The sequence below is a fragment of the Aerosakkonema sp. BLCC-F183 genome (assembly GCF_041929145.1).
Taxonomy (GTDB): Bacteria; Cyanobacteriota; Cyanobacteriia; order Cyanobacteriales; family Aerosakkonemataceae; genus Aerosakkonema.
Genome location: NZ_JBHFNU010000043.1, coordinates 48,458 through 72,602, shown reverse-complemented (window position 1 = coordinate 72,602; position 24,145 = coordinate 48,458). Strand labels below are relative to the sequence as shown.

General features: G+C 42.9%; 23 protein-coding genes and 1 tRNA gene. 18 read left to right on the top strand and 6 right to left on the bottom strand.

What is annotated here, in order from left to right; all coding sequences use genetic code 11:
- The first annotated feature begins 211 nt into the window (after positions 1 to 211).
- The 16 genes from glyQ to ACE1CD_RS11380 all read left to right on the top strand — a co-directional run bounded on the left by glyQ (position 212) and on the right by ACE1CD_RS11380 (position 15,072).
- The gene (gene glyQ, locus ACE1CD_RS11455) at positions 212 to 1,120 is read left to right on the top strand and encodes a glycine--tRNA ligase subunit alpha (protein ID WP_374794965.1); all 909 of its coding nucleotides are present in this window, start codon (positions 212 to 214) and stop codon (positions 1,118 to 1,120) included.
- Positions 1,121 to 1,222: 102 nt separating this feature from the next.
- A complete protein-coding gene (locus tag ACE1CD_RS11450) occupies positions 1,223 to 1,702 on the top strand; it encodes a DUF4079 domain-containing protein (protein WP_374794966.1) in 480 nt (159 codons plus the stop codon).
- A 16-nt stretch (positions 1,703 to 1,718) separates the two neighbouring features.
- On the top strand, positions 1,719 to 4,007 hold the full coding sequence (locus ACE1CD_RS11445) for a ComEC/Rec2 family competence protein (RefSeq protein ID WP_374794967.1): 2,289 nt from the start codon (positions 1,719 to 1,721) through the stop codon (positions 4,005 to 4,007).
- A 50-nt stretch (positions 4,008 to 4,057) separates the two neighbouring features.
- Positions 4,058 to 4,144, top strand: a tRNA-Ser gene (locus ACE1CD_RS11440).
- Positions 4,145 to 4,198: 54 nt separating this feature from the next.
- Entirely contained in the window at positions 4,199 to 6,925 is a 2,727-nt protein-coding gene (locus ACE1CD_RS11435) for a DEAD/DEAH box helicase family protein (RefSeq protein WP_374824045.1), read from the top strand.
- On the top strand, positions 6,925 to 8,511 hold the full coding sequence (locus tag ACE1CD_RS11430) for a restriction endonuclease subunit S (RefSeq protein WP_374824042.1): 1,587 nt from the start codon (positions 6,925 to 6,927) through the stop codon (positions 8,509 to 8,511). The genes ACE1CD_RS11435 and ACE1CD_RS11430 overlap by 1 nt, the downstream gene beginning before the upstream one ends.
- On the top strand, positions 8,511 to 9,074 hold the full coding sequence (locus ACE1CD_RS11425) for a zeta toxin family protein (protein WP_374824039.1): 564 nt from the start codon (positions 8,511 to 8,513) through the stop codon (positions 9,072 to 9,074). The genes ACE1CD_RS11430 and ACE1CD_RS11425 overlap by 1 nt, the downstream gene beginning before the upstream one ends.
- Entirely contained in the window at positions 9,040 to 9,261 is a 222-nt protein-coding gene (locus tag ACE1CD_RS11420) for a hypothetical protein (RefSeq protein WP_374794971.1), read from the top strand. The genes ACE1CD_RS11425 and ACE1CD_RS11420 overlap by 35 nt, the downstream gene beginning before the upstream one ends.
- A 16-nt stretch (positions 9,262 to 9,277) precedes the next feature.
- Positions 9,278 to 9,409: a type I restriction-modification system subunit M N-terminal domain-containing protein gene (locus ACE1CD_RS11415; protein WP_374794972.1), complete on the top strand. Its 132-nt coding sequence runs from the start codon at positions 9,278 to 9,280 to the stop codon at positions 9,407 to 9,409.
- Positions 9,410 to 9,430: 21 nt separating this feature from the next.
- The gene (locus ACE1CD_RS11410; protein WP_374824036.1) at positions 9,431 to 10,756 is read left to right on the top strand and encodes a class I SAM-dependent DNA methyltransferase; all 1,326 of its coding nucleotides are present in this window, start codon (positions 9,431 to 9,433) and stop codon (positions 10,754 to 10,756) included.
- Between the two features lie 223 nt (positions 10,757 to 10,979).
- Positions 10,980 to 11,906 carry a type I restriction endonuclease gene (locus tag ACE1CD_RS11405; RefSeq protein ID WP_374824033.1) on the top strand — a complete coding sequence of 309 codons (927 nt, stop codon included), beginning with the start codon at positions 10,980 to 10,982 and terminating at the stop codon, positions 11,904 to 11,906.
- Positions 11,907 to 11,948: 42 nt separating this feature from the next.
- The gene (locus tag ACE1CD_RS11400) at positions 11,949 to 12,410 is read left to right on the top strand and encodes an ArsC/Spx/MgsR family protein (protein ID WP_374794975.1); all 462 of its coding nucleotides are present in this window, start codon (positions 11,949 to 11,951) and stop codon (positions 12,408 to 12,410) included.
- A gap of 46 nt (positions 12,411 to 12,456) precedes the next feature.
- The gene (locus ACE1CD_RS11395) at positions 12,457 to 12,798 is read left to right on the top strand and encodes a hypothetical protein (protein ID WP_374794976.1); all 342 of its coding nucleotides are present in this window, start codon (positions 12,457 to 12,459) and stop codon (positions 12,796 to 12,798) included.
- A gap of 48 nt (positions 12,799 to 12,846) precedes the next feature.
- Positions 12,847 to 13,200 carry a cupin domain-containing protein gene (locus ACE1CD_RS11390; RefSeq protein ID WP_374794977.1) on the top strand — a complete coding sequence of 118 codons (354 nt, stop codon included), beginning with the start codon at positions 12,847 to 12,849 and terminating at the stop codon, positions 13,198 to 13,200.
- Between the two features lie 623 nt (positions 13,201 to 13,823).
- Positions 13,824 to 14,033: a molybdopterin-binding protein gene (locus tag ACE1CD_RS11385; protein ID WP_374794978.1), complete on the top strand. Its 210-nt coding sequence runs from the start codon at positions 13,824 to 13,826 to the stop codon at positions 14,031 to 14,033.
- A gap of 244 nt (positions 14,034 to 14,277) precedes the next feature.
- Positions 14,278 to 15,072, top strand: a complete 795-nt coding sequence (locus tag ACE1CD_RS11380) for a sulfite exporter TauE/SafE family protein (protein WP_374824030.1) — start codon at positions 14,278 to 14,280, stop codon at positions 15,070 to 15,072.
- Between the two features lie 98 nt (positions 15,073 to 15,170).
- Here ACE1CD_RS11380 and modB read toward each other — a convergent pair whose 3' ends face one another.
- A complete protein-coding gene (gene modB, locus ACE1CD_RS11375; RefSeq protein WP_374824027.1) occupies positions 15,171 to 17,021 on the bottom strand; it encodes a molybdate ABC transporter permease subunit in 1,851 nt (616 codons plus the stop codon).
- Between the two features lie 105 nt (positions 17,022 to 17,126).
- Positions 17,127 to 17,924, bottom strand: a complete 798-nt coding sequence (gene modA / locus ACE1CD_RS11370; protein WP_374794981.1) for a molybdate ABC transporter substrate-binding protein — start codon at positions 17,922 to 17,924, stop codon at positions 17,127 to 17,129.
- A 127-nt stretch (positions 17,925 to 18,051) separates the two neighbouring features.
- Here modA and ACE1CD_RS11365 point away from each other — a divergent pair, with 127 nt between their 5' ends.
- The gene (locus ACE1CD_RS11365; RefSeq protein ID WP_374794982.1) at positions 18,052 to 18,531 is read left to right on the top strand and encodes a molybdopterin-binding protein; all 480 of its coding nucleotides are present in this window, start codon (positions 18,052 to 18,054) and stop codon (positions 18,529 to 18,531) included.
- Between the two features lie 42 nt (positions 18,532 to 18,573).
- Here the strand turns inward: ACE1CD_RS11365 and purN are convergent, their stop codons facing one another.
- Positions 18,574 to 19,230 (bottom strand): phosphoribosylglycinamide formyltransferase, encoded by a 657-nt coding sequence (gene purN / locus ACE1CD_RS11360; protein WP_374824024.1) that lies wholly within the window; start codon positions 19,228 to 19,230, stop codon positions 18,574 to 18,576.
- 18 nt (positions 19,231 to 19,248) lie between these two features.
- Here purN and ACE1CD_RS11355 point away from each other — a divergent pair, with 18 nt between their 5' ends.
- The gene (locus ACE1CD_RS11355; protein WP_374824021.1) at positions 19,249 to 20,139 is read left to right on the top strand and encodes a carbohydrate ABC transporter permease; all 891 of its coding nucleotides are present in this window, start codon (positions 19,249 to 19,251) and stop codon (positions 20,137 to 20,139) included.
- Between the two features lie 254 nt (positions 20,140 to 20,393).
- Here ACE1CD_RS11355 and ACE1CD_RS11350 read toward each other — a convergent pair whose 3' ends face one another.
- The 3 genes from ACE1CD_RS11350 to ACE1CD_RS11340 form a co-directional block, all read right to left on the bottom strand.
- Positions 20,394 to 22,742 (bottom strand): heavy metal translocating P-type ATPase, encoded by a 2,349-nt coding sequence (locus tag ACE1CD_RS11350; protein ID WP_374794985.1) that lies wholly within the window; start codon positions 22,740 to 22,742, stop codon positions 20,394 to 20,396.
- Between the two features lie 286 nt (positions 22,743 to 23,028).
- Positions 23,029 to 23,223 carry a heavy-metal-associated domain-containing protein gene (locus tag ACE1CD_RS11345; RefSeq protein ID WP_374794986.1) on the bottom strand — a complete coding sequence of 65 codons (195 nt, stop codon included), beginning with the start codon at positions 23,221 to 23,223 and terminating at the stop codon, positions 23,029 to 23,031.
- Between the two features lie 69 nt (positions 23,224 to 23,292).
- Complete coding sequence (locus ACE1CD_RS11340) at positions 23,293 to 24,021, bottom strand: DUF305 domain-containing protein (RefSeq protein WP_374794987.1); 729 nt, start codon at positions 24,019 to 24,021, stop codon at positions 23,293 to 23,295.
- Between the last annotated feature and the right edge of the window lie 124 nt (positions 24,022 to 24,145).

Sequence of the window (24,145 nt, the reverse complement as noted above, 5' to 3'; positions counted from 1 at the left end):
CTGGCTTTCAAACTATTAATTTTTTCTAGGTTCGGTGCGTTTCGAGCCGCCGCTTTCGCTGCGTTTCTCTCGCCGCTTTATTAATGTAGCAAGTCTGCCAAGGAGTGTCAAGCGGTTTGCCAATATTTTTTTAAAATGGCTTAAAAGCTTTTACCAGCAAGCTTTTAGGCCAAAATGATGGAGTCAGTAAAAGCGCAACAGGAAAAAATTTGTGAATTTTCAGTCGGTCATTGCTACGCTAAGCCAGTTTTGGAGCGATCGCGGTTGCCTCATCGCCCAGCCCTATGACATAGAGAAAGGTGCAGGCACTAAGAATCCTCATACCTTTCTAAGAGCGATCGGCCCCGAACCTTGGGCAGTTGCATACGTGGAACCTTGTCGCCGTCCGGGAGATGGACGGTATGGCGAAAATCCGAACCGCTTTCAGCACTACTATCAGTACCAAGTTCTGATCAAACCTTCACCGGATAACATCCAAGAGATATATCTGGATTCTCTGAGGGCACTGGGTATCCGTCCCGAAGAGCGGGATATTCGCTTTGTGGAAGATAATTGGGAAGACGCCGCAGTAGGAGCTTGGGGTGTAGGTTGGGAAGTCTGGCTAGATGGTATGGAAATAACCCAATTTACCTACTTCCAACAGTGCGGCGGCATCGATTGTCGCCCAGTGTCAATCGAAATCACCTACGGGCTGGAGCGATTGGCGATGTATCTTCAGGAAACGGATGCGATCGCCAAAATTAGGTGGACGGATAACCTTACCTACGGAGATGTTCACCTCCAGGGTGAGATAGAGCAGTGTGTCTATAACTTTGAAGCGTCCAATTCAGATATGCTCTTTACCCTCTTTAACCTCTACCAGCAGGAAGCAGAGCAATTAATACAGCGAGGGCTTGTTTTACCGAGCCTTGACTACGTTTTGAAATGTTCTCATACTTTTAATCTGTTGGATGCTAGAGGAGTTATTTCTGTAACCGAGCGGACTCGCTATATTGGTAAAATTCGCAATATGGCACGGCAAGTAGCGCAGCTTTACTTGCAACAACGGGAAAAACTTGGTTTTCCACTGCTAAAATCTCAGGAAACTGTGCAGCAGTTGCCAGTTCAACTGGTATCTTAATGAAGGGGATTGGGGAATGGGAAAAATTCCCCATCTATAATACCCAAATTCCGAACTTCGATCGCATAAGTAAAACTAAGAACTGAGTATTGTCTGGAAACAGTGAGTAATCTGAGCCAACTTCTAGAACCAATAGCTGATGTATTCAGAAACATGGGACTTCCCGATCCTATAGTTCATTGGGGACATCCCCTGATGATGTCGATAGTCATCTTCGTGATGGGTAGCTTTGTAGGATGGGCTGGATGGCGCGGACGTTTAGTTAGCGATACAAATACCGCAAATAAAAGTCGATCCGATCATCGTAAAGTGGCACCTTGGATGTTTCTGTTCTTGGCAGCAGGATACACCGGTGGGGTCTTGTCTTTGGTGATGCAGCACGAAGCAATACTAAATAGCCCTCATTTTTGGACAGGATCTGTAGTATTGTTACTGCTGGGTATCAACGCCGCGATCGCTCTGACCCGCTTTGGCAACGATAAAGTATCGTTCCGCACGGTTCATGCCTATTTGGGCACTACAGCACTTTGTTTGTTGTTCGTTCATGCTGTGCTGGGGTTGAAGCTGGGTTTGTCAATCTAGAAACGAACCTTGAATCATGAGAACAGCCACAAGCGGTGTTATTCTGTGTCTGGCCTATATTCTTGGCCTATTATTTACGGCTTTTCCTCCTTGGGGGGGTTACGCCGTACTTGTTTTAGGTATAGGAACGGCAGCACTGGTGCCGCGTTTGTGGCGTAAAGGGCCTAAGTCCTGGTTATGGGTGGCAGCAGGTGTTGTCGGATTGCTGGCAAGTCTGTATTTCCAGACAAAAGTACCAAAACCAGCAACTAATGACATTGGTTTGCAAGAAAAAGCTCTCGAACAAGTAGTCACGGTGCGGGGCAAAATAGAGGAGATGCCCCGCCTCACCCGCAGTCAAAGAGTACAATTTTGGTTAAATGTGACGCAACTCGATGAAATTGTCGGTACCGATCGCCCTGTGGAGGTAGGCAAAGAGGTTACAGGCAAATTGTATGTGACCGTACCGTTACTTCAAGGCACAGGTTTATATCCTGGCGAAACGATCGGAGTTACAGGTATTTTATACAAACCCGAATCCGCCACCAATCCAGGCAGCTTTGATTTTAAAACTTATTTAGCTCAACAAGGTGCTTTTGCAGGTCTCAAAGGTCGTCAGGTTAATTTAATTAACGAACAAGCCAGTTCTCAATGGGGATGGTGGACGATCAGACAAAGAATTATTCGCTCCCAGACACATTGGTTGGGGATTCCGGAAGGGCCATTGGTCAGTGCAATGGTTCTGGGAAGTCAAACAGTAAACTTATATTTATCTCCGGAAATCAGAGACCAATTTGCTAGGGTTGGGTTAGCTCACGCTTTAGCAGCATCGGGCTTTCAAGTATCGCTTATTTTGGGTATTGTTTTAGCTCTGACAAGACGTTTACAATTACGAGTGCAATTTGTTTCTGGTATTACAGCTCTTTTGTTTTTTATAGGTTTGGCAGGGTTACAAGCGCCTGTGTTACGAGCGGTTATAATGGGAGTAGGAGCTTTAATTGCTTTAGTAATGAAGCGAAAAATTAGGCAATTTAGTTCTTTTTTAATCGCTGCCACTATATTGCTGCTCTTCAATCCTCTGTGGATTTGGGATTTAAGCTTTCAACTGAGTTTTTTGGCAACCTTGGGATTGTTAGTAACAGCGCCAGTAATAATACAATGGCTGGACTGGTTACCCCCCGTATTGGCTTCTGTAATAGCTATTCCAATTGCTGCTTCGTTATGGACATTACCATTACAATTATACGCCTTTAAAGTAATTTCTCCTTACAGCTTACCGGTTAATATAACGACGACAATTTTAGTGACTGTTATCAGTATAGGTGGGTTTATCAGTGCAATAGCAGCATTGATTTGGCCGTTGGCAGGAAGCGCTTTAGCTTGGACGCTGTATTACCCTACTCACTGGTTGATTGCCCTAGTAGAATATTTTTGCCAGTTACCGGGTAATTCTGTAGCAGTTGGAGCTATATCTATGTTGCAATTAATAGCGCTCTACGGAATAATTTGTTTAGTTTGGCTTCTACGTTGGTGGCATCGTCGTTGGTGGTTGGCAGGAATTGTGGCGATCGCTCTTGTTGCTATCCCAATTTGGCAAGAATCGGTAACATTGTTTCAGGTGACCGTGCTGGCAACAGGTAGGGAACCTGTAATGGTAATTCAAGACCAAGGCAAGGTGGCATTAATTAATAGTGGAGATAGTAATTCAGCCCGCTTTGCTATACTACCTTTTTTGCAGCAGGAAGGCATTAATAAAATAGATTGGGCGATCGCTACAACTACCCAGCAGGCAACAAGCAGAGGATGGTCTATAATCCAGGAACGTTTGCCTATTGCAAATTTTTACGGTAATATTTCGTCCACAAACGACTCTAACAGTAAGCCTTCTCTCAATCCAGTCCAATTCGGTCAGGCAAATTACCAACCTTTGACAGCAGATCGAACTTTGCAGATAGGCTCGACAACAATTAAATTAATCAATGTGGAGTTTCCTATATTGCAATTCCAGATTAAAGAACAAAGTTGGATATTATTGGGAGATATTCAGCCGGATCAACAAAAACTTTTGGCAAGGAAAAGAGAATTGTCAAAGAATTTGGTGCTTTGGTGGTCTGGACAGCGTATAACGCCCGAACTGCTGAAAGTACTACAACCAGGAGTTGCGATCGCTACTTCTAGCGCGATCGATCCGGAAACTGCCACTTACTTGCAAAAAGCCAAAACTCAGATCTACAATCCCAGCCGTAGTGGGGCCATCCAATTGACTGCCGACGGGCAATTTGAGACAACGCTCGAATTAACAGAAGATCGAGCTTCTCTGCTTTGAGGGGTTGGCAGTTTATCGAAAAAAGCGCTATGATATATCATGCACCTGTTGGAGAGGTGGCAGAGCGGTTGAATGCGGCGCACTCGAAATGCGCTTTGGCGGCAACGTCAACGTGGGTTCAAATCCCACCCTCTCCGTTCAAAGTTGAAAGATACAGAGTTTGTCCATGTTTGTTTGGTAAAATCTTCGATATGAAACCCGAAGCACGAGCTAGGCAAATAATAGACGAACTTCTCACCAATGTAGGTTGGCACGTTCAAGACTATGACCAAATCAACTTGGGTGCAGGGTTGGCAATTGCGGTGCGGGAATATACCCTGAAGTCTGGGTTCGCGGATTACCTGCTATTCATTAACCGCAAAGCTGTTGGAGTTATTGAAGCGAAACCTGTAGGTCAAACCCTCAGTGGTGTAGAAATACAATCAGACAAATATTCCTTTAACTTACCCAAAACTCTCGCCTGTCACCAGAAACCTTTACCCTTCATCTATGAAAGCACAGGCAAAGAAACTTATTTTCGAGATGCTCGCGATCCAGATTATCGCTCAAGACGGGTATTCGCTTTCCACAAACCGGAAACGTTACAGGAATGGTTAAGAGAACCGGACACCCTGAGAGGACGGTTGCAGCAGTTACCCGAAATTGATACAGAGGATTTACGAGATTGCCAAAAAGAAGCGATTTCGGGTTTATTTAACTCCTTTAAGGAAAATCGCCCTAGAGCTTTAATTCAAATGGCGACGGGGGTGGGTAAAACCTATACGGCTGTCAGTTTTATCTATTGGCTGATTAAATTAGCAGGGGCGAAACGGGTTTTGTTTTTGGTGGATAGGAAGAATTTAGGAGAGCAAACCGAGAAAGAATTTCAGCAGTATGTTACCCCCGATGATGGGCGGAAGTTTACGGAACTTTATAACGTGCAGTTGTTAAGGTCTAATACAATTGATCCGGTGAATAAGGTTTGTATTACCACGATTCAGCGTCTTTATTCGATGTTGCGGGGAGAGGCTGAATTTGAGGCAGAGAGTGAGGAAGAATCTCTGTTTGATGGGAATGAAGAAAACCAGCAACCCAAGGATGTGGTTTATAACTCGAAGATTCCCCTCGAAACTTTTGATTTTATTATTACCGATGAATGTCACCGCTCGATTTATAATGTTTGGCGGCAAGTTTTAGAATATTTTGATGCGTTTATTATTGGGCTAACGGCAACACCTTCTCTACAAACCTTTGGCTTTTTTAATCAAAACTTGGTGATGGAATATCCCCACGAACGGGCGGTGGCTGATGGGGTGAATGTGGGGTATGAGGTTTATCGGATTCGTACCCAGATTACGGAACAAGGTAGCACGATTCAAGCGGGGTTTTATATTGATACCAGAAATAGGCAAACTCGCGCTGTTCGCTGGCAGCAGTTGGATGAGGATTTAAGTTATCCTGCGAAGGAGTTGGATAGGTCTGTGGTTGCTCTTGACCAAATTCGCACGGTGATTCGCACGTTTAAAGAGCGATTATTTACGGAGATATTTCCTGGGAGAACTGAGGTTCCGAAAACTTTGATTTTTGCTAAAGATGATTCCCATGCGGAAGATATTGTGCGAATTGTGCGGGAAGAATTTGGGAAGGGAAATGAGTTTTGTAAAAAGATTACTTATCGCACAACTGGGGAGAAAACCGAAGATTTAATCGCCAGTTTTCGTAACTCTTATAATCCTCGCATTGCTGTGACTGTCGATATGATTTCAACGGGAACAGATATTAAACCTCTGGAATGTTTAATTTTTCTGCGGGATGTGAAATCGCGGATTTATTTTGAACAAATGAAAGGACGGGGAACCCGCACGATTAATTCAACTGATTTTCAAGGTGTCACCCCGGATGCTGAAGTGAAAGAACAATTCGTGATTGTGGATGTAGTGGGGGTGTGTGAGTCGGATAAAACCGATTCTCGACCTTTGGAAAGAAAGCGAAGTGTTCCTTTTGATGCGTTACTCCAAAGTGTAGCAACCGATGTGCGAGATGAAGACACTTTAATGTCTTTGGCGGGAAGGTTGGCAAAGTTTGATAAAAAATTGAATGCGGATGAACGCACGGAATTAAAAAGCGTTGCTGGGGCTAAGTCTATTCAACAGATTACTAGAGATTTACTCGATGCTCTCGACCCAGATATACAAATTGAACAAGCGGTGAAGCAATTTCAGACTGCAAAGCCAACAAAAGCACAACAACAGCAAGCGGCTGAGGTGTTAATTAATCAAGCTTGTCAACCGTTTGATAATCCTCAGTTTCGGAATTTGCTCAAGGAGATTAAGAGTAAAAACGAGCAGATTATTGATACTGTCACTCAGGATCTAATCTTATCAGCGGGATTTGATATTAGTGCTAGAGATAAGGCAATGGCGACAGTGGAGACTTTTCGCCAATGTCTTGAGGCTAAAAAAGATGAAATTACCGCTCTGCAAATTCTGTATAATCAGCCTTACGGTCAGCGACGGTTAACCTATGAGCAGATTAAGCAGTTAGCGAATGCCCTAGAACGTCCACCCTGCAACCTGACACCTGAGAAAGTATGGCAAGCCTACGCGCAGTTGGAAGCGGATAAGGTGAGGGGTGCAGGGGTACAAAAGCTGTTGACGGATATTATTTCTCTGGTACGTTTTGCGATGGGGGAAACGGAGACGTTAGAACCTTACTCGGTGACGGTTGAGGAGAAGTTTCAACAGTGGTTAATGGGTAAAAACTTTACGTCTGAGCAGGTGAGTTGGTTGGAAAAAATTAAGGAGCATATTATTACCAGTGTGCGGATTGAGGTAGAAGATTTACAGGAAATGCCCCAAGAAGCGTTTAAGGGTTATCAATTATTTGGGAATGATTTAATGGATATTTTGGATGAGTTGAATGAGGTGTTAGCAGCGTAATGGGTGAGGATTTGTATGAGTTGCCGAAAGGTTGGGTGTGGGTAAAATTAGAGGATATTAGCATAAAAATTACGGATGGCGCACATAAAACACCAACTTATTTGCCGTCTGGGATTCCTTTTCTATCAGTAAAAGATATTTACGATAAAAAAATTCACTTTGCTAAGTGCAAATATATTTCCCAGGAAGAACATCTCAAATTAATCGACAGATGTAATCCAGAACCCTTTGATATTCTAATAACAAAGAGTGGAACTATTGGCAGAACAGCAGTAGTAAAAACTGATAAAAAATTTAGTTTATTTGTTAGTGTGGCTTTAATAAAGCCGTTTCATCAGTATTTATCTTCTGATTTCCTTTCCTTCGCTTTAGATAATTACATTGATAACATTGATATTCAAAAAACTATCAAAGCTGGAGTAATTAAGAATTTTCATATTGAAGATATTAAAGAAGTTTTGGTTCCCCTTCCTCCGCTTCTTGAACAATATCGCATCGTTGCCAAAATTGAGGAACTATTCACTGAACTTGATGCAGGGGTAGAGTTACTTAAAAAGCTAAAAGCCAAATTAAAACGCTACCGTCAGGCGGTGTTAAAAGCCGCAGTTGAAGGAAATTTAACTAAAGAATGGCGGGAAGCAAATCAAGGGAAATTAGAACCAGCTTCAATTTTATGCGATCGCATCCTCAAGCAGCGACGGGAGAAGTGGGAAGCCGAACAACTGGCGAAAATGAAAGCACAGGGAAAAACCCCCAAGGATGACAGTTGGAAGCTGAAATATAAAGAACCCATTGCACCCGATACCTCTGATTTACCTGAATTACCTGATGGGTGGTGTTGGGCGAGTTTAGATACAGTCTTATTTGATATAAAAGCAGGTAAAAGCTTCAAATGTGAAAATGAAAATCCTCCTTCACCAGAAGCGGTAGGAGTTATAAAGGTTAGTGCAGTAACCTGGGGAGAATTTAATGAGTTAGAGAGTAAAACTTGTACGGAGCAATCTAGAATAAATCCTGAATTGTTTGTAAGAGAAGGAGATTTTTTATTTAGTAGGGCAAATACAATTGAGCTTGTAGGAGCCTGTGTAATCGCTAAAAAAGTAAACCTAAGAGTTATGCTAAGTGATAAAATTTTAAGATTTTATTTTGTGGAACTCTCATCAAAATGGATTTTATTTACTCTCCGAAGTCGCCAAGGAAGAAATGACATTGAACGACTTTCGACAGGTAATCAAGAGTCTATGAGGAATATAGGTCAAGACCGTATACGTTGTATTCGTATTCCTATTGCACCATTGCAAGAGATGGAGCAGATAATTAATGAAGTTGAACGCCATTTATCTGTAATTGACCAACTCGAAAAAACCATAAACTCCAACCTCAAACGTGCTGAAAAACTTCGCCAAAGCATCTTAAAACAAGCATTTGAAGGCAAACTCGTCCCCCAAGACCCCAACGACGAACCCGCCGAAAAACTGCTAGAACGCATCAAAGCCGAAAAAGCTAAACAAACAACAACTAAAACTAAAAGAAAGACTCAATCAAAAACTCAATCAAGCATCCAATTAGAATTACCTTTAGAATAATGCCAAATTTGTACGTAATTGGTGGGGCAAACGGTTCAGGTAAAACCACATCAGCCCTGCAAATTATCCCTTATTTCCTCCAAGTTTTTGAATATGTCAACGCCGATGAAATTGCGGCGGGACTTTCTCCCTTTAATCCTGAATCCGTCGCCATTCAAGCCGGACGATTAATGTTAGAAAGACTGGCAACTTTAGTTAATGATCGAGTTGATTTTGCTTTTGAAAGCACTTTAGCAACTCGCAGTTATGCCCGTTTTTTGAGAGACTGTAAAAATCAAGGGTATCAGATTAACTTAATTTACTTTTGGTTACAAAGCCCGGAATTAGCGATCGCACGAGTCCGCAGACGGGTAGAAAGTGGGGGTCATAATATCCCAGAAGACACCATCCGCCGTCGCTATGAACGGGGACGGAAAAACCTCACTGACTTGTATTTTCCCCTGTGCGATACTTGGATAGTCTACGATAATTCTGGGACTAGCCCTCAATTAGTTGCTGCATTAGGAAACAACCAAGAAATAATAATTTATGAACCCGCCATCTGGAATCAAATCACCCTCTGAAAATCACCCCCAAATTCCCCTAACAGAACTCCATCAAAAAATTGATGCGGGCGTGAAAACTGCTGTCGCTAAAGCAATAGAAAGGCATCGTAAGCTAGGGGAATCAATTAGCATTTGGCAAGATGGAAAAGTCGTCACTTTAACCGCAGACCAAATTCCCCAACCTTCATCAAACAATCAAAGCTAGCTGTTATTTTAAAAACATGAGTAACATATCATCTACCATCGTTCAAAAACTTTGGAATTACTGCAACGTCCTCCGAGATGACGGGGTAAGTTATAGCGACTATGTAGAACAGCTTACCTATTTGTTATTTCTAAAAATGGTAGATTAACAAGCCCAACTCCCCCCACCCTTGGGCAAAACTTCCACTATTCCCAAACAATACGACTGGGAAACATTACGGTTAAAAGATGGCGACGCTTTAGAAATTCAATATCGCCATACCCTAGAAAACTTAGGCAAAGAAAAAGGACTTTTAGGCGTAATTTTCCGGAAATCCCAAAACAAAATTCAAGACCCTGCCAAACTAAAACGACTGATTGATCTGATTAACTCAGAAACTTGGATTGGGTTAGATATCGACGTAAAAGGGGAAATTTACGAAGGACTGCTGCAAAAGAACGCCGAAGACACCAAAAACGGGGCGGGGCAATATTTCACCCCCAGACCGTTAATTAAAGCCCTTGTAGAAGTCATGCGTCCCCAATCTGGACAGCGTATTTGTGACCCCGCTTGCGGTACGGGTGGCTTTTTCCTCATCGCTCACGACTACCTTAACAAGCATTACCAACTCGATAAAGGTCAAAAGCAGTTTCTCAGACATCAGACCTTTAAAGGCTACGATGTGGCGGATGGAGTCGTGCGCCTGTGTGCGATGAACCTGCATTTACACGGGATTAGCGGCGATGAAAGCCCGGTTGAAGCCAAAGATAGCTTAATGGCAGACCCAGGCGATAGGTTTGAATTAATCTTAACTAACCCCCCATTTGGCAAAAAAAGCAGCATCACGGTTTTCAACGATGATGGTAAAGCCGATAAAGAGAAAATAGTTTATCGCCGGGATGACTTTTGGGCGACTACTTCCAACAAACAATTAAACTTCCTCCAGCACGTCAAAACCCTGTTAAAAATTAACGGAAAAGCTGCCGTTGTCGTGCCTGATAACGTGCTTTTTGAAGGCGGTGCAGGAGAAACGATTCGGAAAAAATTACTGCACGAATGCGACGTACACACCCTCCTGAGATTGCCTACAGGGATTTTCTACGCTCAAGGGGTGAAAGCGAATGTTTTATTTTTCGATCGCAAACCCGCCAGCGCTGACCCTTGGACAAAAAACCTCTGGATTTACGACTTTAGAACCAACCAGCATTTCACCCTGAAAACTAATCCCCTACGTGCCGAAAACCTGCAAGACTTTATCCAGTGCTTTCATGCCGAAAATCGCCATAACCGTCAAGAAACTGAACGATTTAAAGCTTTTAGTTATGAAGAGCTAATGCAACGGGATAAAGTCAGCCTGGATATTTTCTGGCTCAAGGATGAAAGTTTAGAAGACTCGGACAACCTTCCCACACCGGATGTTTTGGCTTCTGAAATTGCGGAAGACTTAGAAGCCGCTTTGCAACTTTTCCAAAGTATTACAGCTAATTTGGAACCCACTCTAGAACTAGAAACTTAATAACTCGACAGTAGTATTTATGAAAATAACAAGAATAGTTACGCCTGCCCTAAAAATACTCGTACCCTGACCCAAAAGAAATTTGAAACCTTGACTGTAGCTGGGTTACCGTGTGCGAGTACATCCCTAATTGCTAAATGCGAATCAAAATTGGCGTGTGATACCAATATAGTTGGTAAACAATAAAAACTAGCTGTATTGCCATTAGCGCTTTTTGGAATTCATGAATCGATCGCCCAAAAACACAGTCAATCGCACTAGAGATTCTGTCCCTTCGTGGCTGAAGCCCTCTAAGACTATTGAACCGAGTGTAGAACGTATTCTGACCTGGTTCGAGGTGTTAGGCTATACTGTTTTGTTGCAATCAGATATTGTTTCAGGACGACATCAGGCAATTTTGCGAAGTTATTGCAACGGCATCCTGAGCGATCGCTTTTGTCAGGCAATGCAGCGAATCAACCCGGATGTCTCACCTCAGCAGATTGAAAGTCTCCTTTATCAATTAACAGCAAATCGCTCCATACCGATAATGCAACAGAACCGTCAATGGCATCTGCAATTATTGGATGGTATAAAAATAAACTCTTCAGGAACCGATGCCAGTAGACCGACAACCTTGCAATTGTTAGATTTTTCCAATCTCTTGAACAACGATTGGTTAGCGATCTACTCTTTTCCTGTAATTGAAGGAGACTATCAGCATTTCCTGGATCTGGTTGTCTTTATTAATGGATTACCATTAGTAGTATTTCATGGTGTTCATGCGGGGGAAAAAGCATGGTCACTGCGAGCCGCTTGTTTACAACTTCAAGAGTATCAAGCTCACCTGCCCAAATTTTTTTCGTTCAATGAGTTGCTGGTGCTTTCTAATGGAACACAGTCTCGTATTGGTACGCTCACCAGCCAATGGAAACAGTTTATTCCCATTCGCTCAGTTAATGGAGAAGATATTCGTTTTCTAGGACACGGTGAAATAGAAACTTTAATGGGAGGTATTTTCGATAAACGTCGTTTTTTTGAAATTATGCAGCACTTCCTTGTATTTCGACAAAGCCGGACAAAGTTAACCAAGAAGTTAAGTTCTCATTCATTTTGCACAATTAATATTCCCAAATTAACAAATTCTTCTGGCTTGACGTGCGATGCATAAAAAAGCGTAAGCATTTGTAAATATCATTGAGGAGGAAATCAAATGACAACTGTTATCTTTTATGAAAAACCAGGCTGTATCAACAACAAAAAGCAAAAAGCATTGTTGTCAGCAGCAGGGCATACGGTTGAAGCTTATAATTTATTGACTCAATCCTGGACTGTTGAAACACTAAGGCCATTTTTTGGGAATTTGCCAGTTACAGAATGGTTTAATTACACTGCACCTTCCATTAAATCAGGGAAGATTGTTCCAGCACAATTGGATGCAGAAACTGCCTTAAAATCGATGATCGACGATCCTCTATTGATTCGTCGTCCGCTCATACAAGTTGGCGATCGTCGGGAAGTTGGCTTTGACAGTAATAAAATTTCAGCCTGGATTGGGTTAGAAGCAACAGATAAGTCTCACCAAGTTGTTCGAGATAACTTAATCCAGCAAGATTTACAAACTTGCCCCAATAGCGATCGGCCACATCCTACCCCTTGTAAGGTTGTTGAATAAAATCTCACAGAATTAATCGAGTTTAATACTTTTGAGCGAGTTACTTATGAAAACGTTCATTCTTCCTCCCGACGATCTGGCTCCGATTTACACATCTCTAGATCGAGACTTACTGTTACAACTTCAGGAAGCTGTGAGCAACCATTTCTATGCAGGTTGCGATCGCATCACGCAAACGGTCTTGACTCAATGCCAGTGGTCACTGACCACAAATCAAGATGTGCCAACACTGAGGATTTTTTGCCCTGATGGTGAAACCTACTGGAACATTGTTGGCAACATGGAAAAAATCAGCGAATATTTGTATCGCGTGACCCAAAGCAGCAGAATAGAGGTTATTCCCGGAGACAAGAAAAACATCTACTTTGAAGTCGAAACTGGTGCATAAGCCAGAAATAGGTCAAATCGATTTGTACTGTATTGAGAGGTTCATATCATGGTTACTTCCACAACAAAACTTGTTGGATTCGCTACTCAACTGCGCGATCTAATTGAATATGGAGACTCAGGGGTACGCCGCCAGATTGTTACTAAAGACGAAAAACGCCAAGCAATCTTAGTTTGCTTGAAAGCAGGAACTGTTTTAAACAGCCATACCTCCTCCCATGATGGATTTATTACGGTCATTGAAGGACAAGGAGTTTTCACATTGGAAGGACAGGAGATCGCGCTAGAACCGGGTGTATTTGTTGCCATGCCTGCCAACGCGGTTCATTCCGTGAATGCGATCGCTAATTTAGCCTTCTTAAAAGTAGTCGATCGCCATGACGATTGTCAGGAACATCCTTAATCTACAAGTGATGGCCCTAGAGCGTCAGTCCAGTAAAACTGGTTGACAAAAGAAATAAGGTGTGTTGCCGATAGAAACCTCGGCTGGGCGAAGCATTCGGGCAGAAAATCTAGCGTTTTGTGCAATACATTGTAGCCCGAATGCTAATGCCTCCGGCACGCTACGCGAACGCCCGTACACAACACATATTTTATTCATTTCGTCAATTTATTCTACTGGACTGGTGCTCTAGTTTAGAGCATTAGACATTTCCAAAAATTCTTGTGGGGTAGGCATCCTGTCTTTTCTTAATCGTTTTTGTAAATTCAGCAAGCCTTACATAATTTGAACATAAGGTGATAGCCTAATTTGTTTCAAATTATTACAAAGTTCGGGATGCTGTTGCGCGATAAATTCCCTCAATCGAGCATTTTGGGCGAAATATTCGGAATTCTGAATTTACATAGCAGAGAAAGACTATGAAACTAAAGCAAGTATAATTAACATATTGCCAAAAATAGTGGCTATCAAATACAACAATAACTGGTGATTAGCGATCGGGCATAGCTTTTGATTCCTGCCCTTCTAATCACTAAATTGTCGTGTTTCTTTATATTCCAGAGTTTGTAATTGAGGATAAAATTATGAAAGTTAGCGCTCGCAATGCTCTGAAGGGAACCGTGAAATCTATAGTCACAGGCGCAGTTAACGATGAAGTGATAGTCGAAATCTCTTCTGGAGTCGAAGTGACAGCGATTATTACCAAAGCATCGGCGGAAAGCTTGGGACTGACAGCAGGGAAAGAAGTGTACGCAGTAATCAAGTCATCAGATGTGATGATTGCCGTCGATTAGATCGTTCGATCGCTTTGAACGCAAAGACTGAGTAATAAAATGTCCTGCCAATTGGCCATAATTACAAAGCCTTTTAAAACAAGGGTTTCAGCAATTTATATTATTGGTAATTTGCGGGCATCATATAAAACCCGCAAGGAGCAGCCGAAGGCTACATCTGAGACAGTGAAAACCAATGATGCCTAAGTCGATCCCATCACCTTCAAAGTAAACCATTCATAATGTCTCTGTTGTAGGTGTGCATATGTCAATGCGGAATATCTCGGCGTTTGCTTGGGGTGCTTTGGTCGGGGTTCTTGGTGGGCTAATCGGTTTGGGTGGTGCAGAGTTCCGCTTACCGATTCTACTGAGTGTATTTAACTATCGCACCCTACAAGCGATCGTTATTAATCTCATCGTGAGCCTTGTAACAGTTATATTCTCGTTCATTTTTCGGAATGGCGTTATTGGCCTTGATAATGTTGCAGCACATTGGGTAGGGATCGTCAATATTCTGGCAGGCTCTCTCATCGGTTCTTATGTTGGGGTTCACTATGCAACCCGAATTAACGAACGAGCGTTAAATCGAGTTGTCGTAGTTTTTCTAATTTTTATAAGCTTGGTATTGATAGGGCATAATATCATCTTCAGTTTTGGGAGTTTGCAACTACCAAGTCTATTGAAAATCAGCGTTGCGTTTGCAGCGGGAATTGCGATCGGCATATTCAGCAGTATGCTAGGTGTGGCAGGCGGTGAGTTGATTATACCGACAATTATTTTGCTGTTTGGAGTTGAGATTAAATTGGCGGGTAGTTTGAGCCTTGCGATCAGTATTCCAACAATTATGATGGGTCTATTCAAATACAGAAGCCAGCAACGGCTAAAGCAGATTGAATCAGAAGGTAGATTGATTTTTTCAATGGCTTTAGGATCAATTTTAGGTGCATTTATTGGTAGTAATTTGTTAAGGTTTGTATCAAACTCTTTGCTGTATCTAATTCTGGGTACAGTTTTGTTATTGTCTGCGTTGAAATTAGCAAAACATAAGCCAGCGGCATAATATAGCTAGGGCGTCGAGAAGAGGGAAGAGGGAAAAGCTTACGAAGTAAGCCTTAATTTAAAGAGGATAGAGAGTTTTGCACCGTTGTCGATCTGGGCTTAGTCAACCATTAAAATTAGACGGAGGGGATCGAAGCGAGCATACCAAGGAAACGGATGATTCTTGATTGCTTGCCACTTCTCTTTGAAAATTTCTGCCTGCACATGGTAATCCTGGGCGTTTTGAGGTGCCGCATTTAACTTGAGGAAAAGTGTCATTCGGTGTGGTGTTTCACTGGTTGAAGCTAACCAGCACGGAAACGTATTATTCAAATTTGAATCAGCATTAGGTATAAGACTAATTTGATGGGCACGAATACCCACATCTGCCAGGTCATCGGGAATTGCTTCCAGGACTTGTAAGGTAACGCCCCAATCGATCGCGTCGATCTCATCCACTCCGACCGCAGTAGCACGAGAAAAGTTTTTGCATCCCGTCAGTTGTGCAACGCGAATAGTACGAGGATGTTCAAAAATTTGATGTTTGTAATCAAAAGCGATCGGTTTCCCACCTGACATCACCATCAATTTTTCACAGACCCGATAGGCTTCCTCTAAATTATGGGTTACAAACAACGTTACACCCGAATAGGTAGACAAGGTTTCGATCAATTGACGCTCGACTTGACTGCGAAGATAAGTATCCAGTGCCGAAAATGGCTCGTCGAGTAATAAGGCTTCCGGTTCGGTTGCTAGCGCCCTTGCCAAGGCAACTCTTTGTTGCTGTCCGCCTGAAAGTTGATGGGGATAACGATCGCCTAATCCCTCTAATTGTAGTAAAGCCAGTTGTTGATTCACTCGTTGCGATCGCAATCGTTTTGCTAAACGCTGCAAGCCAAAAGCAATATTTTGGGCAACGGTCATATGAGGAAACAAGGCATAGTTTTGAAACACCAAACTGACTTTGCGCTCATGACTGGGGACATCGATCCGCTTTTCGGAATCAAACAAAGTCTGACCGTTCAAGACAATTCGTCCTTTGGTCGGTGTTTCTACTCCAGCAATACAGCGAAGTGTCATACTTTTGCCAGAACCAGATCCACCCAGTAACCCTAAAGTTTCTTCGTCAGCCGTAAAGGTAGTTTTGAGTGTAAAGTTGGCTAGCTGTTTCTCAATATCAACTAACAATCCTCCCTCAAACTGGGGTGTCTGGAGTCCAGCCAGTGGCACGATCTCAGCAAGTTCAGTGGTTCTATTCCTGCCATTAACAGGTTCATTGGCTTCAACAATTCCAAACTTCCCTTTAATCTTGCGCTCGTATTGCTTTTGCCATAAGTTTACCGCTACGATCCCGGATAGCGAGATCGTCACGATCGCGATTACCCACAGCCAAGCTTCATTAATAGCCCCTGCTTCCATCGCAAAGTAAATTGCCATTGGAATGGTTTGAGTTTGACCGGGAATATTTCCTGCTAACATCAACGTTGCGCCAAATTCTCCTAACGCTCGCGCAAATCCCAGCATTGTTCCCGCCAGAATGCCAGGGGCGGAAAGTGGCAGCAACACGCCCCAAAAAATGCGTGCCTTAGATGCGCCGAGGGTTTGGGCCACTTGCAGCAAACTGCGATCGACTTGCTCAAATGCCCCTAATGCGGTTTTGTACATCAAGGGAAAACCCACAACTGTCGCCGTAATAACTGCCGCGTACCAGCTAAAGACGACTGTGAAATCAAACTGAGCCGTTAAGTGACCCAGCGGCCCGTTTTTGCCAAACAACACCAGTAATATAAAGCCCACAACAGTAGGCGGCAGAATCAACGGCGAAACAAAAATGCCCTCAATGACTGACTTCCACCGTCCTCGATAACCCAACATCCAGTAGGCAGCTGCAATCCCTGTAAAGAATATGGCAATGGTTGCAAGCCCTGCGGTTTTCAGCGAAATCCATAACGGGGAAAGATCGGCAGTCATAACAACGAGGTATATCAATAAAAAGTGTCAGGAGGGAATGAAGTAGCTAGCTTCATGTGAAACCTGCAATTCCTTTGAGCCAACTATAATTGAATCGGTCAGTTTCTATCGAGCAATGCCGAAACCGTATCGCCTAAATACAGCTTGAGCTTGTCCGCTCGTTAAGAATTGAGCGTAGGTACGAGCAGCTTGCTGATTGCGGCTGGCTGTAATTACTGCCATTGGATAAACGATCGCAGAGTGCAGGTTACTGGGAGCAATTGCTACTTGTTTCACCTGGTTAGAAATTTTGGCATCAGTGGCATAAACAATTCCGGCATCTGCGTTACCGCTTTCTACACTTGCTAAAACATTCCGAACTGAGTTGCCATATACGAGCTTGGGTTGCACTTGTGCTAAAATTCCCAAATTTTTAAACACTTCTTCTGCGTATTGCCCAGCCGGGACGCTACGTGGCTCTCCAACGGAAATCTTTTTGATGTTTGAGTCGGTTAATTGCCGGAAGTTTGTCAGCTGTAATGTCGAGTTGCTGGGTACTACCAGAACTAAGCTGTTGGTTAGTAAGTTGCGACGAGTATCGGTTACGATCAAATTTTTCTGCTGCAATGTATCCATTTGTTTATTTGCCGCAGAAATGAATAGGTCGATCGGTGCGCCCTGCTCGATTTGCTGTTGCAGCGGCCCAGAGGCGGCGAAATTGTAGTTGACTGTAATGCCTCGATTGGCAGATTCAAAGAGGGGATCGAGTTGTTGCAGGGCATTTTGCAAACTAGCTGCGGCTCCAATTAGAAGCGTGGTAGACTGCGCGTTCGCTGGAACGGGTATGAGTACCTTCAAGCCGATCGCTAGCAGGAGAGTTCCTAGAAATCCGCTCAGAACGGCGATAATGCGTCTTCGTTTCATCAGACTTGAGTTGGGAAGGTAGGGTTGGTATGGTTAGATTGGGGAAATCGAACATCGATTTACCGCTAGAATATATAACCATCGGGCTATCATACCAACTTTATACCAACATATTTGGTATCAAAAAATGCCAAGAAAAGAGCAAGGCTGGATCACTTTCCAATCCTCAGATGAAGAGCGGCGAATTCTGGAACAGATGAGCCAGCAGACCCAGCGCACTAAAACAGAAATCTTGCGAGAAATGATCCGTCAGATGGGGAAATCGCTTTCCTCTGCCCCGTTTGATGTCAACGCGATCGATTTTTCCGAGGATTTAGAGGAAGAAGCAGAAGAAGCGATACCTTCGGCGAGCGTCGCGAACGAGTCAATCAATACAGCAACGTTACAGTCTGTACAAATCAGTGCCCGCAACCTCTTGACAGCAAAAGTGAAACGAATTGTCAAAGGGAGCGTGAATGCGGAAGTTACGCTGGAGATCGCACCGGGAGTAGAGCTAGTATCGATTGTTACTCGTACATCGGCGGACAAACTGGGGTTAAAGAAGGGAAAAGAAGTCTTCGCGGTGATTAAATCGAGCAGTGTAATGATTGCAGCAGTCGGTAGCTAAAAGTAACTCATTCAAAATTCTGCTTCCCTCTCCCTTGCTTTTTTATTGATACATTTTGGCAGCTAACGCGATCGCTTTCGGTAAAATCCGATGTTCCTGTACCTGTATTCTCCCGTGCAACGTTTCCGAAGTATCATTTGGCAGTATCGGTACGGCAGCTTGCATCAAAATCTGGCCGCTATCCACTTCCGGGACGACTAGGTGAACTGTACAACCAGTAATTTTTACACCAGCAGCGAGAGCTTGTTCGACAGCGCGGACACCCCGAAAACTGGGTAACAAGCTGGGATGAATGTTAATCAACCGATTGGGAAAAGCATCAATTAATACCGGGGTAACAATTCGCATCCAACCCGCCATGATAACCCACTCAACGCCGAATTGCTGGAAAGTCTCCACAATTTTGGCATCCAAATCTTCTCGCTTTTGATAATCTCGGTGATTGAGGAGGATAGAAGGAACACCCCAACGTTCTGCTCTGGCGACGACTTTGGCGTCGGGATTATTGTAAATCAATACTTGTGTTTTGGCATTGAGTTCTCCAGATGCGATCGCTTCTGCAACTGCCTCAAAGTTACTACCATTCCCAGAAGCCATGATACCTAATTTTAAAGGTACGGCTGGGATTGAGCGATCGAGCGGAACATCGGGCGAAATGAGACTGGGGGTAGAATCAACTGATATGGGATTAGCAGTCATAGCAACTGGGAGGAAACTTTGCTGAGGCCAAAAGTATATGGTAAATCTTGGTTGGACAACGATGCGATCGCGGCATGGATTTTTTTAGCTCCCGCACTGATTTTACTCGGTGTGTTTGTCCTGTGGCCGATCGCCTACCTGTTTTACTTAAGCTTTACAGCAGGTAACTTTACTCAAGCCGGTACTCGCTGGGTGGGATTGCGGAACTACTGGCGCTTAATCGTGACCCCAGATTTTTGGCAAGTTGTGGCTAACACAGCTTATTTTACCGTTGCCACGGTCATTCCCAGCTTAGTTGTTCCTTTAGGATTGGCTGTATTGTTGAATCGCAGCTTAAAATGGCGGGGTATACTGCGAACTGCTTATTTCATCCCCTCCATTACTTCTCTAGTTGCAGTTGGATTGGGATTTCGGTGGCTGTTTCAAACCGATGGGCCAGTTAATGGGTTTCTGAATGCGATCGGTATTCAACCAATTCCCTGGCTGAGTAGCACAACTTGGGCAATGCCTGTATTGATTTTATTAAGTAGCTGGAAACAAATCGGTTTCAATATGGTAGTGTTTCTAGCGGGACTGCAAGCAATTCCACAACAACTTTACGAAGCAGCCGAGTTAGATGGCGCGAATTCCTGGCAACAATTTTGGCATATTACTTTGCCCGGTTTGCGTCCTACTCTTGTTTTCGCTACCGTGACTGCGGCTATTTTTACACTGCGAAGTTTTGAGCAAGTTTATGTTATTACTGGTGGCGGGCCTTTAAACTCTACTAATTTGCTAGTTTACTATATTTATGACCAAGCATTTGGCCAATTTGATTTTGGCTATGCAGCTGCGGCGGCAACTGTTTTGCTGGTAGTAACGCTGTTGTTGATTTATTTGCAATTGCGTAGTTGGGGTGAGGAAAGGTAAGGGAAATAATCTGATTTTGCTCTTTTGGATTTATGGTTGAAAATGTTTGTTATCTTAGGTTTTTTGAAAAAAAACTTATTTAATTGTAGGATTGGTTAGGCACGGGCGATGATTTCAACACTTTCAAGTAATAATTAAGTTGCCGTGCCGTAACTCACCATTCACCTATCCGTAACAGAAACAAACATTTTTCAGCATAAACCCAAAAGACTCGATCGAGCTTCAGGTGCGTTACACCACATTAACGTACCCTACTAAATGCTTTTCGGCTGAAAGTTTCGCAAGCGCAGTGCGTTAGTCACAACAGAAACGGAACTAAAAGCCATTGCTGCGCCAGCAATAATGGGATTGAGTAGCCAACCAAAAATGGGAAAAAGAACACCAGCCGCAATGGGAATACCAGCGACGTTATAAATAAAGGCAAAGAAGAGATTTTGACGAATATTTTGCATGGTGGCGCGACTGAGTTGAATAGCTGTGACAATCGCTTGTAAATCTCCAGAAATTAGTGTGATATCGCTAGCTGCGATCGCTACATCTGTACCAGTACCGATCGCAATGCCTACATCGGCTTGAGCTAGTGCAGGTGCATCGTTAATTCCATCTCCCACCATTGCTACAACAGATTTAGGATTTTGCTTCCTTCCCAAAAGTCTACGTGATAATACGGATTTTGAATTAGAAATCCTGTGACTGTTTTCTGCTTGAAGAGATTGAATAACAGTTGCTTTTCGATCGGGACGCACTTCCGCAAAGACTCGATCGATCCCTAAATCATGTGCGATCGTTTCAGATGTTTTTCGATTATCTCCTGTCAGCATAACTACTTGTAAACCTAGCTTTTGCAGCGCTTTTATAGCGTTAGCTGAAGAAACTTTGAGAGTATCGGCAATACCTATTAATCCTTGCACTTCTCCATCTACGGCTATCCAAACAACTGTTTTACCAGTTCCTTCCCACTGCGCTTGATAATTTTGCAAAGGCACGTCAAAATTTGCAGTATCGATCGTCAGTTCTTGCATCCAGCGCTGCGTACCTATTTGTACAAGTCTTCCAGAAACAATACTTTGCACACCACTCCCAGCAATTGCTTGAAAATTTTCAGCTTCTGGGAGCGGAAAATCAACGCCTTGAGCTTTGGCATAATTAACAATTGCTTCTGCTAAAGGATGTTCTGAATAACGTTCTACAGCAGCTGCCAATCGCAAAAGTTTGATTTCGTTGCTGTGAGCAGTTCCTAAAACCGTCACGTAGTTTGTTACAGTTGGTTTTCCTTCTGTGAGAGTACCAGTTTTATCGAATACAATGGTTTCAATTTTATGGACGAGTTCCAGACTATCTGCACCTTTAATTAAAATGCCGTTTTCTGCACCTTTACCGGTTCCCACCATCACGGAAGTGGGTGTAGCTAAACCCAACGCGCAAGGACAAGCAATAATTAAGACGCCGACAGCAGTCATTAAAGCTAGTGTCAAGTTGCCTATGAGACTAAACCAGATAATGAAGGTTGCGATCGCAATGGCAATTACAGTCGGCACAAACCATCCTGTAATGCGATCGGCTAATCTTTGAATGGGTGCTTTAGAACCTTGAGCTTGTTGTACTAATTTGACAATTTGAGCCAAAACAGTATCTTTTCCTACTCGCGATGCACGGAATTTAAAACTACCAGTTTTGTTTATTGTCGCTCCAATTACTTCATCCCCCGAATGTTTGCTCACGGGGAAACTTTCTCCTGTCACCATTGCTTCGTCTACCGTTGAGCTACCTTCAATCACTTCTCCATCAACGGGAATTTTTTCACCAGGCCGAACTATAATAATGTCACCAACTGTAACTTCAGCAATGGGAACATCTACTTCTTGTCCTGCGCGAATCACGCGAGCGGTTTTTGCTTGCAAACCCATCAATTTGCGAATAGCTTCTGATGTTTGTCCCCTGGCGCGACTTTCCAAAAATCTTCCTAACAAAATTAACGTAATAATAATGGCGGTGCTTTCGTAATAAACATCAGGTTGTAAGCCAGGTTCTTCTGGTTCTACAAATAATTGCGGTAAAACAGTCGCAACCAAGGAATGTAAATATGCTGCACCTGTACCGAGAGCAATCAGAGTATTCATATCCGCAATACGACGTTTTACAGATTTCCAAGCTCCTCTGAAAAAAGATTGACCGCACCATAATAGCACTGGCGTTGTCAATCCTAATTGCACCCAAGCATTGTGCAAAAATTTCGGTAGAAATGCTATATGTAAGCCGGTCATTGCTGGGAGGGAACCGACGAGCAATATAATGCTGATAATTGCCGCTACTATCACTTTACGTTGCAATATTTGCTGTTCTTTTTGGCGGGATGTTTTTTCGCGATCGTCTTCACCAGTTCCCAGTTCTTGCAGCGGTTGTGCTGTATATCCTGCGTCAGCTACAGCCTGTTGAATATTTTCTAAACTTGTGCGCTGCGGATGATACTTAACAGTAGCCTGTTCCATCCCGAAGTTAACGTTACAGTCCATAACTCCCGGTACAGATTTGATGGCTTGTTCAATGTTAGACGCACAAGCAGCACAGCCCATTCCTTCTAATCGTAGATACTCTGTTTTCATAGTTTACCACCTTTTTTGTTTGAGAAAGTTTTATTAAATATTTTTTATGCAGAGTTATACCTAGCCTTAACATATTTTTAATAAAAATCCCAAAGCGATCATCTGAATGACAAGGTTAGTTTTTATTTTCATGGTAGGTTATGTGACTGGTATTTCTAACGGGATATCAATCTAGACAATAACCTTATTTTGTTTTTTATTTTATTCTTTTTAGAAACGAATTAAAAGTTAAAAATTCCACAATGTACTTAATATTTACATTATAAATTTTTAACTTTTAATTAATTTAGGCGACTGGATAACCTGCTTGAACGATCGCGTGTTTAATTTCTGTCTCAGCGTGCTGCGTTTGAATGCTAACTATCTTAGATTTGGGATCGGCTTGCACCTGAGCATTTGGATCGACTTTTTGCACGGCTTTGGTAATCTTGTCTGCACAAACAGAACAAGCCATAGAAGGAACTGTCAATTCTAGAGCCATAAAATTCTCCTTTTTTTGTGAAAATCAAATAGATACGATCGCCCTTACCTCGTTCGCTCGCTTGAAATTTTATATGCCAATTCCACCCATACCAAACGGACGATTGGTGGGATTGTTTGTACCGGCGGGGTAATTGCGATGTCTCATCATGGTTGTATTACCAAACCAGGTTTGCAACCAAGCTTGCATTTGATGAATTTCGTTACGTTGAGCAGTGCGGATTTCTTGTGCGAGTGTTTTCACCTCGTTGTGTTGAGCTAGATTACCGATTAAAAGACGTTGCGACATCATAATGGCACCCATGTGGTGCATCCGCATATCTTCTAAGAATGCTCGATCTAAAGCGTCTCCTTTGAGATTAGTTAGATCTCGCATCATCGCCATATATTGTACTTCAGCTTTCTGAGATGGATACCATCGATTCAGCCATGCCTGCATTTTTTCGATTTCGGCACTCTGAACGCGGATAATATCGTCAGCAAATTTTCTCATTTCAGGGCGATTTGTCCCGGCTTTGAGAAGTTTGGCTGTAGCAATCGCTTCTTCGTGATGAGGAATCATTTTGCTGAGGTAATCAAACTCATTTTGCACCTGCATCGACGACATCATACCCATCCCTGTCGATGCTAAACCTGTAGTTTGCATCCGGCAATTCATCATATTTCCAGGCAATGGGGAATTTGCACCTTTTATTGGCAATGCTACAGTTCCCGATGTAAAGTAGCTACTAGCTAATGTTGTGGTGACACCAGCACCAGTGCTTACAAGAGCGATTAATAATCTTTTTTTGAGTGACATAACTTTACCTCTTAGACAAGACTTACACAATGAGGTAGATTACGTTTTAAGCGAAACTGACAATACTAAGATAAACCCTCCCCTGGACTGGAGAGTCAAGCAGAAACAAAAAAATTAATATTTT

Bases quoted from the DNA above. Each gene is read 5' to 3' on its own strand.
- modB (WP_374824027.1), bottom strand. From the start codon at position 17,021: ATGACTGCCGATCTTTCCCCGTTATGGATTTCGCTGAAAACCGCAGGG.
- ACE1CD_RS11385 (WP_374794978.1), top strand. From the start codon at position 13,824: ATGAAAGTTAGCGCTCGCAATGCTCTGAAGGGAACCGTGAAATCTATA.
- ACE1CD_RS11415 (WP_374794972.1), top strand. From the start codon at position 9,278: ATGAGTAACATATCATCTACCATCGTTCAAAAACTTTGGAATTACTGC.
- modA (WP_374794981.1), bottom strand. From the start codon at position 17,924: ATGAAACGAAGACGCATTATCGCCGTTCTGAGCGGATTTCTAGGAACT.
- ACE1CD_RS11425 (WP_374824039.1), top strand. From the start codon at position 8,511: ATGCCAAATTTGTACGTAATTGGTGGGGCAAACGGTTCAGGTAAAACC.
- ACE1CD_RS11345 (WP_374794986.1), bottom strand. From the start codon at position 23,223: ATGGCTCTAGAATTGACAGTTCCTTCTATGGCTTGTTCTGTTTGTGCA.
- ACE1CD_RS11400 (WP_374794975.1), top strand. From the start codon at position 11,949: ATGACAACTGTTATCTTTTATGAAAAACCAGGCTGTATCAACAACAAA.
- ACE1CD_RS11430 (WP_374824042.1), top strand. From the start codon at position 6,925: ATGGGTGAGGATTTGTATGAGTTGCCGAAAGGTTGGGTGTGGGTAAAA.
- ACE1CD_RS11390 (WP_374794977.1), top strand. From the start codon at position 12,847: ATGGTTACTTCCACAACAAAACTTGTTGGATTCGCTACTCAACTGCGC.
- ACE1CD_RS11420 (WP_374794971.1), top strand. From the start codon at position 9,040: ATGAACCCGCCATCTGGAATCAAATCACCCTCTGAAAATCACCCCCAA.
- ACE1CD_RS11340 (WP_374794987.1), bottom strand. From the start codon at position 24,021: ATGTCACTCAAAAAAAGATTATTAATCGCTCTTGTAAGCACTGGTGCT.
- purN (WP_374824024.1), bottom strand. From the start codon at position 19,230: ATGACTGCTAATCCCATATCAGTTGATTCTACCCCCAGTCTCATTTCG.
- ACE1CD_RS11350 (WP_374794985.1), bottom strand. From the start codon at position 22,742: ATGAAAACAGAGTATCTACGATTAGAAGGAATGGGCTGTGCTGCTTGT.
- ACE1CD_RS11405 (WP_374824033.1), top strand. From the start codon at position 10,980: ATGAATCGATCGCCCAAAAACACAGTCAATCGCACTAGAGATTCTGTC.
- ACE1CD_RS11365 (WP_374794982.1), top strand. From the start codon at position 18,052: ATGCCAAGAAAAGAGCAAGGCTGGATCACTTTCCAATCCTCAGATGAA.
- ACE1CD_RS11395 (WP_374794976.1), top strand. From the start codon at position 12,457: ATGAAAACGTTCATTCTTCCTCCCGACGATCTGGCTCCGATTTACACA.
- ACE1CD_RS11445 (WP_374794967.1), top strand. From the start codon at position 1,719: ATGAGAACAGCCACAAGCGGTGTTATTCTGTGTCTGGCCTATATTCTT.
- ACE1CD_RS11380 (WP_374824030.1), top strand. From the start codon at position 14,278: ATGTCAATGCGGAATATCTCGGCGTTTGCTTGGGGTGCTTTGGTCGGG.
- ACE1CD_RS11435 (WP_374824045.1), top strand. From the start codon at position 4,199: ATGAAACCCGAAGCACGAGCTAGGCAAATAATAGACGAACTTCTCACC.